Annotated in this window: 16 protein-coding genes; 13 read left to right on the top strand and 3 right to left on the bottom strand. The window is 71.1% G+C overall.

The annotated features are described in order from the left end of the window. Positions 1-16: 16 nt before the first annotated feature. Both OHU89_RS13465 and OHU89_RS13460 read right to left on the bottom strand, forming a co-directional pair. Positions 17-784 carry a DeoR/GlpR family DNA-binding transcription regulator gene (locus tag OHU89_RS13465; protein ID WP_361553966.1) on the bottom strand — a complete coding sequence of 256 codons (768 nt, stop codon included), beginning with the start codon at positions 782-784 and terminating at the stop codon, positions 17-19. 285 nt (positions 785-1,069) lie between these two features. Continuing rightward, a complete protein-coding gene (locus OHU89_RS13460) occupies positions 1,070-1,879 on the bottom strand; it encodes an NAD-dependent epimerase/dehydratase family protein (protein ID WP_405642672.1) in 810 nt (269 codons plus the stop codon). A 167-nt stretch (positions 1,880-2,046) separates the two neighbouring features. On the opposite strand from OHU89_RS13460, the gene OHU89_RS13455 reads away from it, so the two are divergent. Together OHU89_RS13455 and OHU89_RS13450 are read left to right on the top strand one after the other, a co-directional pair. Beyond that, positions 2,047-2,991: a 5-dehydro-4-deoxyglucarate dehydratase gene (locus tag OHU89_RS13455; protein WP_266894089.1), complete on the top strand. Its 945-nt coding sequence runs from the start codon at positions 2,047-2,049 to the stop codon at positions 2,989-2,991. Beyond that, positions 2,988-4,151: a hypothetical protein gene (locus OHU89_RS13450; RefSeq protein WP_405642671.1), complete on the top strand. Its 1,164-nt coding sequence runs from the start codon at positions 2,988-2,990 to the stop codon at positions 4,149-4,151. The genes OHU89_RS13455 and OHU89_RS13450 overlap by 4 nt, the downstream gene beginning before the upstream one ends. On the opposite strand, the gene OHU89_RS13445 is transcribed toward OHU89_RS13450, so the two are convergent. Beyond that, a complete protein-coding gene (locus OHU89_RS13445) occupies positions 4,088-5,302 on the bottom strand; it encodes an MFS transporter (protein WP_405642670.1) in 1,215 nt (404 codons plus the stop codon). The genes OHU89_RS13450 and OHU89_RS13445 overlap by 64 nt on opposite strands. A gap of 141 nt (positions 5,303-5,443) precedes the next feature. On the opposite strand from OHU89_RS13445, the gene OHU89_RS13440 reads away from it, so the two are divergent. The 11 genes from OHU89_RS13440 (at position 5,444) to OHU89_RS13390 (ending at position 17,017) form a co-directional block, all read left to right on the top strand. Continuing rightward, positions 5,444-6,022, top strand: coding sequence for a TIGR03086 family metal-binding protein (locus OHU89_RS13440; RefSeq protein ID WP_405642669.1), 579 nt, complete (start codon positions 5,444-5,446; stop codon positions 6,020-6,022). An 82-nt stretch (positions 6,023-6,104) separates the two neighbouring features. Continuing rightward, entirely contained in the window at positions 6,105-6,866 is a 762-nt protein-coding gene (locus tag OHU89_RS13435) for an MBL fold metallo-hydrolase (RefSeq protein WP_405642667.1), read from the top strand. A 144-nt stretch (positions 6,867-7,010) separates the two neighbouring features. Then, positions 7,011-7,679 carry a GntR family transcriptional regulator gene (locus tag OHU89_RS13430; protein WP_046257634.1) on the top strand — a complete coding sequence of 223 codons (669 nt, stop codon included), beginning with the start codon at positions 7,011-7,013 and terminating at the stop codon, positions 7,677-7,679. Then, entirely contained in the window at positions 7,676-8,584 is a 909-nt protein-coding gene (locus OHU89_RS13425) for a dihydrodipicolinate synthase family protein (RefSeq protein WP_405642665.1), read from the top strand. The genes OHU89_RS13430 and OHU89_RS13425 overlap by 4 nt, the downstream gene beginning before the upstream one ends. Further along, complete coding sequence (araD, locus tag OHU89_RS13420; protein ID WP_405642663.1) at positions 8,581-10,317, top strand: L-arabinonate dehydratase; 1,737 nt, start codon at positions 8,581-8,583, stop codon at positions 10,315-10,317. The genes OHU89_RS13425 and araD overlap by 4 nt, the downstream gene beginning before the upstream one ends. A 90-nt stretch (positions 10,318-10,407) precedes the next feature. After that, on the top strand, positions 10,408-11,343 hold the full coding sequence (locus tag OHU89_RS13415; RefSeq protein ID WP_266828888.1) for a carbohydrate ABC transporter permease: 936 nt from the start codon (positions 10,408-10,410) through the stop codon (positions 11,341-11,343). After that, positions 11,340-12,236, top strand: a complete 897-nt coding sequence (locus OHU89_RS13410) for a carbohydrate ABC transporter permease (RefSeq protein ID WP_266894098.1) — start codon at positions 11,340-11,342, stop codon at positions 12,234-12,236. Before OHU89_RS13415 ends, OHU89_RS13410 begins: the two co-directional genes overlap by 4 nt. Then, positions 12,236-13,525 carry a polysaccharide lyase family 1 protein gene (locus OHU89_RS13405; protein WP_405642661.1) on the top strand — a complete coding sequence of 430 codons (1,290 nt, stop codon included), beginning with the start codon at positions 12,236-12,238 and terminating at the stop codon, positions 13,523-13,525. The genes OHU89_RS13410 and OHU89_RS13405 overlap by 1 nt, the downstream gene beginning before the upstream one ends. Continuing rightward, positions 13,522-14,667: a Gfo/Idh/MocA family protein gene (locus OHU89_RS13400; protein WP_405642659.1), complete on the top strand. Its 1,146-nt coding sequence runs from the start codon at positions 13,522-13,524 to the stop codon at positions 14,665-14,667. Before OHU89_RS13405 ends, OHU89_RS13400 begins: the two co-directional genes overlap by 4 nt. Next, entirely contained in the window at positions 14,667-15,512 is an 846-nt protein-coding gene (locus OHU89_RS13395; protein ID WP_405642657.1) for a PmoA family protein, read from the top strand. Before OHU89_RS13400 ends, OHU89_RS13395 begins: the two co-directional genes overlap by 1 nt. Then, positions 15,509-17,017, top strand: coding sequence for a family 43 glycosylhydrolase (locus OHU89_RS13390; RefSeq protein WP_405642655.1), 1,509 nt, complete (start codon positions 15,509-15,511; stop codon positions 17,015-17,017). Before OHU89_RS13395 ends, OHU89_RS13390 begins: the two co-directional genes overlap by 4 nt. Positions 17,018-17,035 lie beyond the last annotated feature (18 nt).

Below are 17,035 nucleotides of genomic sequence, written 5' to 3'. Positions count from 1 at the left end.
GTGGTGAGTTGGTTTTTCAGACGCGGATGACCTGAGGCCCGAGCAGTGAGTAGCGGTGGGCCTCGGACGTGGGGAGCAGGGTGCTCGTGACGATCGTCTCCAGCGCGCCGATCTCCGCGAACCGGCAGAAGCTGACCGCCCCGAACTTGGTGTGGACACCCGCGAACACCGTGCGGCGCGCGGCCCGGATCGCCTGTGCCTTGACCTCGCTGACCGCGGGGTCGGGGGTGGTGAGGCCGTGTTCGCGGGAGATGCCGTTGGCGCCGATGTAGGCGAGGTCGAGGACGAAGCCGGCGAGCATCTTCGTCGTCCAGTGGTCGACGGTGGCCAGGGTGCCGGAGCGGACCCGGCCCCCGAGCAGCAGGACCGAGACGCCGTCCGCCTCGGCGAGGGCGCCCGCGACCGGGAGGGATGCGGTGACCACGGTCAGGGGGCGGTCCCGGGGGAGGGCCTCGGCGATGAGCTGGGGGGTGAAGCCCTCGTCGACGAAGACCGTCTCGGCGTCCCCGAGCAGTTCGGCCGCGGCGGTGGCGATGCGGCGTTTCTCGGGGACGTGGCTGGTGGCGCGGAAGGCGAGCGTCGTCTCGAAGCCGGCGCTCTCCACGGGGTAGGCGCCGCCGTGGGTGCGGCGGACCAGGCCGTGGTCCTCCAGGGCGCGGAGGTCTCGGCGGACGGTTTCCTTTGCCACGCCGAGCTGGGTGGCGAGTGTGTTGACGTCCACGGCGCCGGTGGTGCGGGCGGCGTGGACGATTTCCCGCTGGCGTTCCTCCGCGGTTCTGGTCATTCGGTCACCCGCCTTCCTGTCGTGCTGCCCGTTCGGGCCGTATGCAGGAAGTTGTACAGCGGGGACGGGGTGGTGACCAGGTCTGTTACGAGGGGGATGCTGACCGGATGTGCCCGTTCGGGCAGGGTGCGCCGATGAGCTCGGAGGCGGCTGCCGTGTGGCGGCTGCGGGTTTGTTGTGGCTGGTCGCGCAGTTCCCCGCGCCCCTGGACGTGGCGCTCGGCGCCACGGTCCACGGCGCCCGTCATGCCCGTATCGATCTGCGGGCCGGTCCGTTCTGTGACCGTCAGTACGGCCAGATCGGCGGGTCGCTCACGAAGTGGCCGCCGAGGTGGGCGTGGGCGATGTTCTCCGGGTCCAGCTCGCCCTGCTCGGCGATGATCTTCTCGGCGTACTGCTCGGAGTCGTCCTGGGGGTCGTAGCCGATCGCCCGGGCCGTGCTGAGGTCCCACCACAGGCGGGTGTTGGCGGAGGAGCCGTAGACGACGGTGTGCTGGACGTCCTCGGCGGTCAGGGCCGCGTGGAAGAGGCGGGCGCCGTCGGCCGGGCTCATCCACACCGACAGCATGCGGACGCTGCTGGGCTCGGGGAAACAGGAGCCGATGCGCACCGACACGGTCTCCAGGGCGTGCTTGTCCCAGTAGAGCTGGGCGAGGTCCTCGCCGAAGGACTTGGACAGGCCGTAGAAGGTGTCCGGGCGGTGCGGGGTGTCGATCGGGATCAGGGGGGCGTCGCCCTGGGGGCGGGGGGTGAAGCCCACCGCGTGGTTGGAGGAGGCGAAGACGATCCTCGGTACGCCCTCCTCGCGGGCGGCCTCGTACAGGTTGTAGGTGCCCTCGATGTTCGCCCTGAGGATCTTGTCGAAGGAGGCTTCCAGGGAGATGCCCGCGAGGTGGATGATCGCGTCGACGCCCCGGACGGCCTCGCGCACGGCGTCCTTGTCGGCGAGGTCCGCGACGATCGCGTCCGGTTCGCCCTCGACGGGGAGCAGGTCGAGGAGGCGCAGCTCGTAGCCGTACCCGGGAAGCAGGTCCCGCATCAGGGTGCCGAGCCCGCCGGCGGCGCCGGTGAGCAGAACGGTGCGGGGCGCTGGCATCCTCGGTTCTCCTTGGGTCGACGACCGTAAGACTGCTCGGTATTCACATTCGTGGACAAGTTAAGGATCATCGCCACGCCTCGTCAAGGGTGGTGCTACGCATGTTCAGAAATGTAAACTCTGATCAGAATCCCGCACGCCTCTGTTTCTCGTTCTAGGGAGAGCCCGTGACGACTGCCGACCTCGCCACCCGACTCGGCATCCCCAGCGGGCCGCTGTTCTTCCCCGTCACCGCCTATGCGCCCGACGGCTCGGTCGACCTCGACGTCTACCGCGCGCATGTGCGCCGCGGGGTGGAGGCCGGGGCCGCCGCCGTCTTCGCGTGCTGCGGCACCGGGGAGTTCCACGCGCTGACGCCCGAGGAGTTCGAGGCGTGCGTGCGGGCGGCCGTGGAGGAGACGGCGGGACGTGTGCCGGTCGTCGCGGGCGCCGGGTACGGCACCGCGCTCGCCGTGCGGTACGCGAAGCTGGCCGAGGCGGCCGGCGCGGACGGACTGCTCGCGCTGCCGCCGTACCTCGTGATCGCCGGGCAGGAGGGCCTGCTGCGGCACTACAAGGAGATCGCGGCGGCCACCGCGCTGCCCATCGTCGTCTACCAGCGCGACAACGCCGTGTTCACACCGCCGACCGTCGTCGAACTGGCCCGCACCGAAGGGATCGTCGGCCTCAAGGACGGGCTCGGCGACCTCGACCTCGTCCAGCGGATCGTCAGCGCCGTCCGCACCGAGGTCCCCGGCGACTTCCTCTACTTCAACGGCCTGCCGACCGCCGAACAGACCCAGCTCGCCTACCGCGCGGTCGGCGTCCCGCTCTACTCCTCCGCCGTGTTCTGCTTCGCCCCCGAGATCGCCCTCGCCTTCCACGGGGCGCTCGAGTCGGGCGACTCGCGGACGGCCAACCGCCTCCTGGACGGCTTCTACCGCCCGTTCGTCGAGCTGCGCGCCCAGGGCCGCGGTTACGCCGTCGCCCTGGTCAAGGCCGGTGTACGGCTGCGCGGGCTCGACGTGGGGGAGGTGCGGCCGCCGCTGCACGAGCCGACCGAGGATCATGTGAAGCAGCTCGCTCAGATCATCGAGCGTGGATACGCGCTGCTGGAGGAGGACACCAAGTGAAGGCGTCGACATTCGTCTACCCCTGGGACGTCAACGGGGACCCGGAGGCCGCCGCGCGCATCGCCTCCCTCGGTGTGCGGCAGGTGACGCTAGCCTCCGCGTACCACTCCACGCGCGCGTTGACGCCCCGCCACCCGCGCCACCGCATCGTCACCGCCGAGCACGCGTCCGTGCTCTACCCCACCGACGACCGCTGGCAGGGAAGGGAGTTGAGCCCGTACCCGGCCGGCGACTGGGCGCCCGGCGACGCGTTCGGCGAGGCGGCCGCCGCGCTGACGCAGGCCGGTCTGGAGGTGCACACCTGGGTGGTCCTCGCCCACAACTCCCGCCTGGGCGCGGAACATCCGGACACCTCGGTCGTCAACGCCTACGGCGACCGCTACCCGTGGGCCCCCTGTATCGCCCAGCCCGCCACGCGCGCGTACCTCGTCGACCTGGCCGCCGAGGCCGCGGTGCGCCCGGGCGCGCGCGGCACCGAACTGGAGTCCCTCGGCTGGTACGGCCTCCAGCATCTGCACGCCCACGACAAGACCGGCGGGGTCGGCCTCGGGGACGCCGGGATGTATCTGATGGCGCTCTGCTTCTGCGCGGTCTGCCGGGAGGGCTACGGCGCCCAGGGCCTGGACGCCGACGAACTGGCGGCCGCGGTACGGGACGCGCTGGAGCCGCTGTGGCAGGGGGCGCCGGACGACCCGGACTGGGCCGGTGTCGAGAAGCTCCTCGGTGCCTCGGTGGCGGCGGCCACGCGTGCGTGGCGCGACGAAACCGCCCGCACGCTCCAGGAGGCGGCGGTCGGCGCGGTGCGCGCGACGGCTCCCGACGGTTTCCAGATCCTGCTGCACGCCGACCCGGTGACGCACCACGTCGGCGCGAACCCCGGCGTGGACCCCGCGCACATCCTCTCCGTCGCGGACGGCGTGGTCGTGCCGTGCGCGGGCGGACCGGGCCTGCTGACGCCCTTCGCCGAGCAGGGCCGGACGGACACGGTGATCGCCGCCAACTTCGGCGTGGTCTCCGGGATGGGCGGCAGCCCCGGCACGCTCGCGACGGACGCGGCACGCGCGCGGGAGCTGGGCGCCACGGAGATGCGGCTCTATCACGCGGGGTTGGCGTCGGACGGGGATCTGGAGCTGGTGCGCGCGGCGCTCGCCGGCCTCTGAGCCAGCGGCACCGCCGTCAGCAGCCACAGCCCGCCCAGGACGACCAACAGCGGCTTCTGGTCGACCAGTTCGACCAGGACCGCCCCCGCGGCCAGCCCGAGGACGTTCGGTGTGAACACCAGGGTGTTGGCCGTGGCGACCGTGCGGCCCAGCAGTGCGTCCGGTGTCTCGCGCTGTACGGCGGTGAGCGCGGCGATCAGCACACAGGGCAGCCCCACCCCGCTCGCCGCGCTGCACGCGAGGGCCACCGGATCGGACGGGACGGCCCTGACGGCCGTCGCGACGGCCGTCAGGGCGATGCCGTACGCCGCGAACCGGCGGGCGCCGAGAAGCCGCAGGGCGGGGCCCGAGAGCAGCCCGACCACCACGGAACCGGCGCCCTGGACGGCGTAGAGGACACCGGCGTACGCGGGGGAGTGCCCGAGGTCGTCGATGACGGCGTAGAGCATCGCACCGGTCAGGCCGGCGAAGAGCATGGTGGTGCCGCCGGCCAGGACGAGGGGGCGCAGGAGCGGGTGGGCCCGCAGATGACGGACGGCCTCGGCGGCGTGGGTGCGCCGGGACGGCCCCGGCCTGCTCTCCCGGACGCGGAGGGCGGCGTACAGTACCGTGGCCAGCACGAAGGTGAGGGCGTCGAGGAGGGCGACGGCCGGGCCGCCGTACGCGGTGTAGAGCCCCGCGCCCGCCAGTGGGGCCACGAGTTTCATGCCCTCCGTGATCGCCGTCCGCAGCCCGTTGAACTCGCCGAGCAGCGACGGGTCGACGGCGGCGGCGACCAGGGCGGACTCGGCCGCGTCATGGACGACGCCTGCCGCGCCGTAGACGAAGAGGACCGTGTAGAGAAGCCAGAGGCCGTCGGCGGAGTCGACGGTGAAGAGGGTGGGCAGCAGGGCGGCCAGGAGCAGGTTCGCGCCGATCAGCAGCGGTTTGCGCCGCACACGGTCGGCCAGGGTGCCCAGGAGCGGACCGAGCAGCGTCGGCGCCCACATGGCGAGCAGGCACAGCGCGGCGAGGCCGTCCGAGCCGGTGAGGTCCTTGACCCAGACGCCCGAGGCCAGCCAGAGCGCGGAGGTGCCGAAGCCGGAGACGACGACGGCGCCGAGGTAGAGGCCGGCGTCGCGGTCGCGCAGGACGGTCCAGATGGGTGCCATGCCTGCTGATCGTGGGACTAAGGAGGGGGTGCGGGGATCGGGCAGGTGCCCTAGAAGGAGATGCGTTTCCACAGACGGCGATGAGTTCTGGGAGGCCTGCCGGTCTACCTCCTGAAGGGCACCCATCCCGGAGGAGCACGCATGACTTTCGACCTCGGCCCCCAGACCCGCACCCTGGCGCACCTCGCCCGGGCCGTCCGGGACGAGCAGCTGGCGGATCCGACCCCCTGTCCGGACATGGCGGTCCGCAATCTGCTGGGCCACCTGCTGGGCCTGAGCGTCGCCTTCCGTGACGCGGCCCGCAAGGACCTCGGCCCCACGACGAACACCGCCCCCACCGCCGCCGTACCGGACATCGGCCCCGGCTGGCGCGAGGAGCTGCCGAAGGTCCTCGACGAACTCGCCGACGCCTGGCGCGACCCGTCCGCCTGGACCGGTATGACCCGCGCGGGCGGCGTCGACCTGCCCGGCGAGGTCGCCGGAGCGGTCGCGGTCGACGAACTGGTCGTCCACGGCTGGGACCTGGCCCGCTCCACCGGCCTCCCGTACGACCCGGACCCCGTCGCGCTCCAGGTGTCGTACGACTTCCTGCTCGCGGCCGCCAAGGAGGACGACCGGGGCGGTGGCATCTTCGGTCCCGTGGTCCCCGTGCCGGACGGCGACCCGCTGCTCGACCGGGCCGTCGGGCTGAGCGGACGGAATCCGGGGTGGCGGCCTTGATCGAACGACCTTGATCGAGCGGCCCTGATCGAGCGGCCTTAATCAGAGGCGTGTGCGAGGCACCCGGACCTACGCTCCCCGCATGTCTCTCACCCTCACCGTCCTCGGCACCGCCTCCCCGCACCCCGGCCCGGACACTCCGTGCTCCGGCCATCTGGTGCAGGGAGGCGGTGCCGAGGTGTGGGTGGACGCCGGGACCGGGACCTTCGCCGAGTTGCAGCGGCACACGGATCCGACGCGGCTGAGCGCGATCTGGATCTCGCATCTGCACGCCGACCACTACGCCGACCTGACGGCCGCCGTCTACGGCTTCGCGTACGGCGGGCTCACCCTCCCCGCGCCGATCCCGGTGTACGCGCCGCGCGACTGCGCCCCACGCCTCGCCGGGTTCTTCGGGCGCCCGGACACCGGGTTCCTGAGCGGCGTCTTCGACTTCCGGCCGCTGTACGACGGGCACTCCGTCCGGCACGGCGATCTGACGCTCACCGCCCGCGGTGTCGAGCACGACGTCGAGGCCTACGGCCTGTGGGCCGAGAGCGGCGGACGGGCCCTGGCGTACTCCGGGGACACCGGTCCGTGCGACGGACTGCTGCATCTCGCCGGTGGGGCGGACCTGTTCCTCTGCGAGGCCGATGTCGACGCGCATTGCGAAGGCGAAGTCGACCCGGTGCATCTGACACCGGAGGAGGCCGGGGCCTTCGCCCGCGGGGCGGGAGACGTGGGGACGTTGCTGATCACCCACGTCGGGCCCACCCTCACCCCCGAGAACGCCACCGCGCGCGCCGCCTCCGTCTTCGGCGGCCGCACCGCCGCCGCACGCGTCGGCGAGACGTACACCGTCTGAACTCTCTGATCGGCAACCTCAACTTCCTTTGTCAGAAGCATTGACGAAACACAGGCCCCCTCCTACCTTCAACCCGTCGTACTTCGTACGTCATATATGAGACGCGATACGTGAGATCCGATACGCGAGATCCGAGAGGCGCGCATGACCTCTGTGCCCACGCCGATCCCCTCCCGCACGCAGTACGTGCTCGAGGAGATCAAACGCCGCATCCTCACCGGCCAGTTGACGCCGGGGCAGGCTCTGGTCGAGACCGAGCTCGCCGCGCAGTTCGGGGTGTCCAAGACCCCGGTGCGCGAGGCGCTCAAGACCCTGGCCGGCACCGGGCTCGTCGTGATGAACCAGTACAAGGGCGTCACGGTGCGCATGGTGGACGCGGACATGGCGCGCGAGGTCTACGACGTCCGGCTGCTCCTCGAACCCGAGGCCCTGAAGCGGGCGGTGAAGCGCGGTGCCTCCCTCGACGAGGCCCGTGACGCGCTGACCCGCGCCGACCAGGCCACCGACACCGCCGAACGCTCTCTCGCCAACCGGGAGTTCCACCGGTCCCTGTATCTGCCGTGCGGCAACCCGCTGCTCGGCCGGATGCTCGACGAGGTCCGTGACCAGGCGGCACTCGTCTCCGCCGTCGCCTGGGCGGCCTCGCCCTCCTGGGAGCGGGAGGCCGGTGAGCACCGGGAGATCCTGCGGCTCGCTCTCGACGGTGACGCCGACGGCGCGGCCCGCGCCCTCCACGCGCACATCGCGTCGTTCGTGCAACGGGCCTTCCCGGACGCGGAGTCCGAGGCCCAGGGAGAGGACGGTCAGGCATGACAGCGACGTTCGAGACCCAACGGGCGGCCCTGGCCGACGTGGTGGCGATCCCGGTGACACCGTTCGCCGAGGACGGCACCGTCGACCAGGACACCCACCGGGCCCTGCTGCGTCGTCTCCTCGACGGTGGGGTCACGACCCTCACCCCCAACGGGAACACCGGCGAGTTCTACGCCCTGACCCCCCAAGAGCGCCAGCTCGTCACCGAGTTGACGATCGACGAGGCCGGCGACCGTGCCGTGATCCTTGTCGGCGTCGGCCACGACGTGCCCACCGCCGTCGCCTCCGCACGGCACGCCCGTGAGCTGGGCGCGGCGATGGTGATGGTCCACCAGCCCGTCCATCCCTACGTCTCCCAGGGCGGCTGGGTCGACTACCACCGCGCCATCGCCGAGGCCGTGCCCGAGCTGGGCGTCGTCCCGTACATCCGCAACGCGCAGCTCAGCGGTGCTCGTCTCGCCGAACTCGCCGACGCCTGCCCGAACGTCATCGGGGTGAAGTACGCCGTCCCGGACGCGGCGAGATTCGCCGCCTTCGCCCGGGACGCGGGACTGGAACGCTTCGTGTGGGTCGCCGGCCTCGCCGAGCCCTACGCCCCCTCCTATTTCTCCGCGGGCGCCACCGGCTTCACCTCCGGACTCGTGAACGTCGCCCCGGCCGTCTCGCTGAACATGATCGAAGCACTGCGATCCGGCGACTACCCGGCCGCCATGAAGGTCTGGGAGCAGATCCGCCGCTTCGAGGAGCTCCGTGCCGCCAACGGCTCCGCCAACAACGTCACCATCGTCAAGGAGGCCCTCGCCTCCCTCGGTCTGTGCCGCCGCGAGGTGCGTCCGCCGAGCCGGACGCTGCCCGAGGACGAGCGGGCCGAGGTCGCCGGGATAGCCGCCGGGTGGTCGATATGACCGACAGAGAGCGAAAGCGCCCCGAGGAGCTCCGGAGCCACCAGTGGTTCGGCACCGAGGGCCAGTTGCGCACCTGGTCGCACAACGCCCGGATGCGCCAGCTGGGTTACGAGGCGGAGGAGTACCGGGGCCGCCCGGTGATCGCCGTCCTCAACACCTGGTCCGACATCAACCCCTGCCACGTCCATCTGCGCGAGCGCGCCGAGGCGGTCAAGCGGGGCGTGTGGCAGGCCGGGGGCTTCCCGCTCGAGTTCCCGGTCTCCACGCTCTCGGAGACGTACCAGAAGCCGACCCCGATGCTCTACCGCAACCTCCTCGCGATGGAGACGGAGGAGTTGCTGCGGTCGTACCCGATCGACGCGGCGGTGCTGCTCGGCGGCTGCGACAAGTCGACGCCGGCGCTGCTCATGGGCGCCGCCTCGGCCGACGTGCCGTCGCTCTTCGTGCCCGCGGGGCCGATGCTGCCGGGGCACTGGCGCGGGGAGACCCTCGGGTCCGGTACCGACATGTGGAAGTACTGGGACGAGCATCGCGCGGGCAATCTGACGGACTGCGAACTCCGCGAGCTCCAGGGCGGGTTGGCGCGTTCACCCGGTCACTGCATGACCATGGGGACCGCGTCCACGATGACCGCGGCGGCGGAGGTCCTCGGCATGACACTGCCGGGCGCCTCCTCGATCCCGGCCGTCGAGTCCGGGCACGAGCGGATGGCCGCCGCCTCCGGGCGCCGTGCCGTGGAGCTCGCCTGGACCGCCCTCAAGCCGTCGGAGATCCTCACCCGGGAGGCCTTCGAGGACGCCGTCACCACGGTGCTCGGACTCGGCGGCTCCACCAACGCCGTGATCCACCTGATCGCGATGGCGGGCCGGTCCGGGATCAAGCTCGCCCTCGACGACTTCGACCGCATCGCCCGTACCGTCCCGGTGCTGGCGAACGTACGGCCCGGCGGACAGACGTACCTCATGGAGGACTTCTACTTCGCCGGTGGCCTGCCCGCCTTCCTCACACGGATCACCGACCTGCTGCACCTGGACCGGCCGACCGTCAACGGCACTCTGGGGGAGCAGCTCGAAGGTGCCGTCGTGCACGACGACGACGTCATCCGCACCCGCGAGAACCCGGTCGCCGACGAGGGCGGTGTCGCCGTCCTGCGCGGCAACCTCTGCCCGGACGGCGCGGTCATCAAGCACATCTCCGCCGAGCCGCACCTGCTCAAGCACACCGGTCCCGCGGTCGTCTTCGACGACTACAAGACCATGCAGCGGACCATCAACGACCCGTCGCTGAACATCACCGCCGACAGTGTGGTGGTGCTGCGCAACGCCGGGCCCAAGGGCGGACCCGGCATGCCCGAGTACGGCATGCTGCCCATCCCCGACCACCTGCTCAAGCAGGGGGTGCGGGACATGGTCCGGATCTCCGACGCCCGGATGAGCGGCACGAGCTACGGCGCGTGTGTGCTGCACGTCGCGCCCGAGTCGTACATCGGCGGACCGCTCGCCCTCGTCCGCAGCGGTGACCGGATCACCCTGGACGTCAAGGCGCGCTCCCTCCATCTCCATGTGGACGACGAGGAGTTGGAGCGCCGCAGGGCGCAGTGGACGCCGCCGCCCGTCCGTTACGAGCGAGGCTACGGCGCGCTCTACAACGAGCAGATCACGCAGGCCGACACCGGCTGCGACTTCGAGTTCCTGGCCCGTCCGGGCAAGGCGAGCGACCCGTACGCCGGCTGAGCCGCAGCAGCACCACAGCGCACCTGCATGTCCAGAGAGAAAGCGCTTCCCGCAAGACGTACCAAGACGTACCGAGATCGGAGAACAGTCATGGCCCAAGCCGCAGCCGTGGCGAAACCGCCCGCGCCACCCCGGCGGCGCCGTGCCTCCGCCACCCCACGCAAGCTCCCCTACCTGCTGATCGCACCGGCCGGCCTGCTCATGCTGGGCTTCATCGCCTACCCGGTCATCAGCGTCTTCTACTACAGCCTGCAGAACTACAACCCCACGAAGCCCTGGCGCAACGGATACGCGGGCTTCGACAACTTCGTCCACGCCTTCACCGAGGACCCGGTCTTCTGGGACACGCTGGTCTTCAGCGCCAAGTGGGTCTTCGTCGAGGTCGGCCTCCAGCTGCTCTTCGGTCTCGCGCTGGCGCTCATCGTCAACCAGAGCTTCGTGGGCCGGGCCATGGGACGCGCCATGGTCTTCTCCCCGTGGGCCGTCTCCGGCGTGCTGACCTCCGCGATCTGGGTCCTGCTCTACAACTCCCAGACGGGCATCACCCGTTACCTCGCGGACATGGGCATCGGCTCCTACGGCACCAGCTGGCTGTCGGACACCTCCACCGTGTTCCCGGCGGCGATCGTCGCCGACCTGTGGCGTGGTGTCCCCTTCTTCGCGATCCTCATCCTCGCCGACCTGCAGTCCGTCTCGAAGGACCTCTACGAAGCCGCCGAGGTCGACGGGGCCAGCCGGTTCAAGCAGTTCCTGCACATCACGCTGCCGCACCTGAAGGACGCGATCATCCTGTCCACGCTGTTGCGGGCGGTCTGGGAGTTCAACAACGTCGACCTGCTCTACACCCTCACCGGCGGCGGACCCGCGGGCGAGACGACGACCCTCCCGCTCTACATCGCCAACACCAGCGTCGACGCCCACAACTTCGGCTACGCATCGGCCCTGACCACGGTGGCGTTCGTGATTCTGCTCTTCTGCTCGATGGTCTATCTGCGCCTGAGCAAGTTCGGAGGCGACGACAAGTGATCACCAAGGAAGCCACCCCGGTCGCCCCGGCCCCGCAGGCCGCGGATCCCGCACCGCCGCGCCCGAAGAAGCACCAGCGTGCCTGGGACGAGGTCCCCCGCTGGCACATCTACCTGCCGCTGTCGATCTATCTGCTCTTCACCCTGATCCCGTTCTACTGGATCCTGCTCTTCGCGCTCCGCCCGTCCGGCTCGACCTCGCTCGTACCGTGGCCGATGACCTTCGACCACTTCGAGAAGGTCTGGACGGAACGGTCGTTCGGCACCTACTTCGAGAACAGCGTCCTCGTCGGCGTCGCCACCCTGGTGATGACGACCCTCGTGGCGCTGGCCGGCGGCTACGCCCTCGCCCGGTTCAACTTCAAGGTCAAGCGGCTCTTCATGCTCGGCCTGCTGTGCTCCCAGTTCGTGCCGGGCGCGCTGCTCCTGGTGCCGCTGTTCGAGATCTTCGCCGAACTGCAGATGATCAACTCGCTGACCAGTGTCATCATCGCCGAGACGGTCTTCCAGCTGCCGCTGTCGATCATCCTGATCAGCAACTTCATCAAGAACGTGCCGTACTCCCTGGAGGAGGCGGCCTGGGTCGACGGCTGCAACCGCTTCACCGCGTTCCGGATCGTCGTCCTGCCCCTGTTGCGGCCCGGTCTGATCGCGGTGGGTTCCTTCGCCTTCGTGCACTCCTGGAACCACTTCCTGTTCGCCCTGATGTTCCTCAACAACCAGGACAAGCAGACGATCCCGGTCGGCCTCAACACCCTGATGGGCGCGGACAGCGTCGACCTCGGCGCGCTCGCGGCGGGCGGCATCATCGCGGCCGTGCCGGTCGTGATCGTCTTCGCCTTCATCCAGAAGTGGCTGATCACCGGCTTCAGCGCAGGGGCGGTGAAGGGGTGATGAGGGTCCGTCAGATCGTGGTCACGGCAGGCGTGTTGGGGCTCCTCTGCGTCCCCGCCCACGCCGAGGCCCGCGACATCGGCCGTGACACGCTGCCGGCGAACGACGGCTGGGCCGCCGAGGGCACGGGTACCACCGGTGGCTCCGCCGCCGACGAGGCCCATGTCTTCACGGTCACCGACCGCGCCGAGCTCGCGGCGGCCCTCGACGGAGGCAGCGCCACCCCGAAGATCATCAAGATCGCCGGGACGATCGACGCCAACACCGACGACGACGGCGACCACCTGGACTGCGCCGACTACGCCACCGACGGCTACACGCTGAAGAAGTACCTCGCCGCCTACGACCCCCGCACCTGGGGCTCGGCCAAGCCCGGCGGAGCGCAGGAGGAGGCCCGCCAGGCCTCTGCGGCCCGGCAGGCCGAGCGGGTCACGCTGAACGTCGGCTCCAACACCACGATCGTCGGGCTCCAGGGCGCGGTCCTCAAGGGCGCCAACCTCCAGGTCAGGAACGCCTCCAACGTCATCATCCGCAACCTCGATCTGCGCGACGCCTACGACTGCTTCCCCGTCTGGCAGCCCAACACCGGCGGCCTCGGCGACTGGAAGACGGCGTACGACAACATCTGGCTGATCGGCTCCCACCACGTCTGGGTCGACCACGTCACCCTCAGCGACAAGGGTCACCCGGACGAGAAGGAACCCACCCACTTCGGCCGCAACTACCTGCGCCACGACGGTCTGCTGGACATCACCAACGGCTCCGACCTGGTCACCGTCTCCTGGAGCCGGCTCGTCGGCCACGACAAGGCGATGCTCATCGGCAACGGCGACTCGGCGACCGGGGACCGCGGCAAGCTCCGGGTCACCCTGCACCACAACCAGTTCGAGTCGATCGTTCAGCGCGCCCCGCGCGTCCGCTTCGGCCAGGTGCACCTCTACAACAACCGCTACGTCGTCCCCGAGGACGTCCACGACTACCGCTACTCGATCGGCGTCTCCACCGAGTCCGGCCTCTACGCCCAGAACAACGCCTTCACCACGCCCGGCCATGTAGAGGTCGCCGACCTGGTCAAGAGCTGGAACGGCACCGCCCTGCACGACGAGGGCACCCTCTTCAACGGCTTCCCGGTCGACCTGCTGACGATCCACAACGCCTACAACTCCGGCAGCGAGCGTGACCTCACGGCCGACGTCGGCTGGACGCCTACCCTGCACACAAAGATCGACAGCGCCGAGGCGGCCGACCGAGAGGTGGCACGCGGCGCGGGCGCAGGGAGGATCCCATGAGCACCGTAGACATCGTCCTGGCGGGAGCGCGCGGCCACGGCCGCTGGCACCTGGAGAACATCCGCCGGCTCCAGGACAAGGGGATCGTCCGCCTCGCGGGCATCTGCGAGCTGACCCCGTTGACCGCGGGCGAGCTCCCCGAGGGCCTCGGCACGCCCGAGCAGTCCGCCGACTTCGGTGCCCTCCTGGACTCCACGGGCGCCCGGATCGCGGTGATCTGCACACCGATCCCGACCCACACCGACCTGGCGCTCGAAGCGGCCCGCCGGGGCGTGCACCTCCTGCTGGAGAAGCCCCCGGCCCCGTCGTACGCCGAGTTCCGGCGCATGGCCGACGGGGTCGCCGCGGCCGGGGTCGTCTGCCAGATCGGCTTCCAGTCACTGGGCTCGCACGCGGTGCCCGCGATCCGGCAGCTGGTCGCCGAGGGGGCCATCGGCGAGCTGGTCGGCGTCGGTGGCGCCGGTGCCTGGGCGCGCCCGGAGGCCTACTACACGCGGGCTCCCTGGGCGGGCAAGCGGCGCCTGAACGGCGTCGACGTGATCGACGGCGCGCTGACCAACCCGCTCGCGCACGCGGTCGCCACCGGCCTCGCCCTGAACGGCTCCACGCGCGCCGAGGACGTCACCGGCATCGAGACCGAGCTGCTGCGCGCCAACGACATCGAGTCCGACGACACCTCCTGCGTCCGGATCTCCACGGCACAGGGCCGCCCGGTCACCGTCGCGGCGACCCTGTGCGCCGAGGACCCGGACGACCCGTACGTCCTGGTGCACGGCACGCGCGGCCGGATCACCTTCTGGTACAAGCAGGACCGCGTCCTGCTCCAGCGCGCGGGCCACGGCCCGGAGGAGTACGACCACGGCCGCACCGACCTGCTGGAGAACCTGGTCGACCACCTGACCGACGGCACCGACCTGCTGGTCCCGCCGGACGTGACCGGCGCCTTCATGAAGGTCGTCGAGGCGATCCGGACGGCCCCCGACCCGGCCCCGCTGCCCGAGAGCGCCTGGCACCTGATCCCCGGCGAGGACCGCAGGGTCGTCCCCGGCGTCGACGGGCTCGTCGCGGCCTCCGCGGACACCCTCGCCCTCTACTCCGAGCTCGGCGCCACCTGGGCCCTACCGAAAGAGGTGAGTACCTGATGACGACCCCCGACTCCCCGGTCCTGCGCATCGCGGGCCGCCCGGTCGGCCGCTATGTCACCCGGCCCGAGCTGCCCGCGCGGCTCTCCCCGCGCCCCTATCTGCACCCCGTCACCACCCTGGCCGGCACGGCAGTCACCGAACTGAGCCCCGCCGACCACCTCCATCACCTCGGCGTCGGTGTCGCCGTTCCCGACGTCGAGGGGTTCAACTTCTGGGGCGGACGCACCTACGTCCGCGACCAGGGCCCCACCGAGCTCGACAACCACGGCGCCCAGCGCCACAGCTCCTTCCAGCTCCGCGACCCGGACGGCTTCGTGGAGGAACTGCGCTGGATCGCCGCGGGAGCCGAGCTGCTGCGCGAGCGCCGTACGGTCGCGGCCACCGAACTCACCGACGCCGCCTGGGCGTTGGACTTCACGTTCTCGCTCACCAACGTCACGCCCGGCCCGCTGTCCATCGGCAGCCCGGCCACCAACGGCCGCCCGGGCGCCGCGTACGGCGGCTTCTTCTGGCGGGCCCGCAAGGAGGACCGGGCGCCGGACGTGTTCACCCCGAGCGCCGACGGCGAGTCCGAGGTGCACGCCCACCGCGCCGACTGGCTCGCCCTCGTCGGCTCCACCTGGACGCTGGTCTTCGCCGGGGCCACCGAGCAGACCCGCCGGGACCCGTGGTTCGTGCGCACCGGCGAATACCCCGGCGTGGGCTCGTCGTTGGCACACGCCGAGCGCGTACCGATCGCCCCGGGCGACACCCTCGTCCGCCGGGTCGTCACGGTCGTCGCCGACGGCCGCCTCGACCGCGGCGGGGCCGCCGCCCTGATCCGCAAGGCGGTGAGCCTGTGACCGCCGAGACGTACACCAACCCTGTGCTCGACGCCGACTGGTCCGACCCGGACGTCCTGCGCGTCGGCGACGACTTCTACCTCACCGCCTCCAGCTTCGGCCGCGCCCCCGGCCTGCCGCTGCTGCACTCCCGCGACCTCGTCAACTGGACCCTGGTCGGTCACGCGCTCCAACGCCTGGAGCCCGCGGCCGAGTTCAAGGCACCCCGGCACGACTGCGGCGTCTGGGCCCCGTCGCTGCGCCACCACGACGACCGGTTCTGGATCTTCTGGGGCGACCCCGACCAGGGCATCTTCCAGATCAACGCCCCCGAGATCAGGGGGCCTTGGACCCGCCCGCACCTCCTCAAGGCGGGCAAGGGCCTGATCGACGCCTGCCCCCTGTGGGACGACGAGACCGGCGAGGCCTACCTGGTGCACGCCTGGGCCAAGTCCCGCTCCGGCGTCAAGAACCGGCTCACCGGCCACCGGATGCACCCCGACGGCACCGAACTCCTCGACGACGGCAAGCTGATCGTCGACGGCGACCGGATACCGGGCTGGTTCACCCTGGAGGGCCCCAAGCTCTACCTGCGCGACGGCTGGTTCTGGATCCTGGCCCCCGCAGGGGGAGTGGAGACCGGCTGGCAGGGCGCCTTCCGCTCACGCGAGTTCTTCGGGCCGTACGAGGAGAAGGTCGTCCTGGAGCAGAAGGACACCGACGTCAACGGCCCCCACCAGGGCGGCTGGGTGCGCACCCCGTCCGGTGAGGACTGGTTCCTGCACTTCCAGCAGAAGGGCGCCTACGGCAGGGTCGTCCACCTCCAGCCGATGCGCTGGGGCGACGACGGCTGGCCGGTGCTCGGGGACGACGGCGCCCCCGTGGCCGTACACACCAAGCCCGACCTGCCGCCGCAGCCGCCCGCCGCGCCCGCCACCGACGACGACTTCCCCGGCGGACGCTTCGGCCGCCAGTGGAGCTGGACCGCCAACCCGCGGGACGGCTGGGCCACCCACCACTCCGGCGACGGGCTCCGCCTCACCTGCGTCCGCTCGGCCGACACGCACGACCTGCGCAGACTGCCGAACGTCCTCACCCAGCGGCTGCCCGGCACGCCCTCCGCCGTCGAGGTGGAGCTGCGCCTGGACAGCGAGGATCCGGGGGCGCGGGCCGGGCTCGCGGTCCTCGGGGACGCGTTCGGCTGGATCGGACTCCAGCGGGACGAGGACGGAACCGTGCAGGTCGTGCACCGGTTCGCCGAGGCGGTCGCCGAACGGGAGCGCGACGCCGCCCACCCCGTGCTCGCCCCCGAGGGACGGGTGCGGCTGCGGATCGAGATCGGCGCCGGGGCGCGATGCCGCTTCTTCCACGACGTCGGCGACGGCCCGCGTCCGTCCGGTCCCGTCTTCGCGGCCACGCCGTGGCGCTGGGTCGGCGCTCTGCTCGGTCTCGTCGCCCTCGCGCCCACCGGTCAAGGTCATGCCGGCGCGGCAACCTTCACGAAGTTCAGGATCGACCAGCTGTAGCACACCTCTCCTTGTACG

This window comes from Streptomyces sp. NBC_00019 (assembly GCF_045041015.1).
Classification (GTDB): domain Bacteria; phylum Actinomycetota; class Actinomycetes; order Streptomycetales; family Streptomycetaceae; genus Streptomyces.
This window is presented reverse-complemented; position numbering and strand designations above follow the sequence as displayed.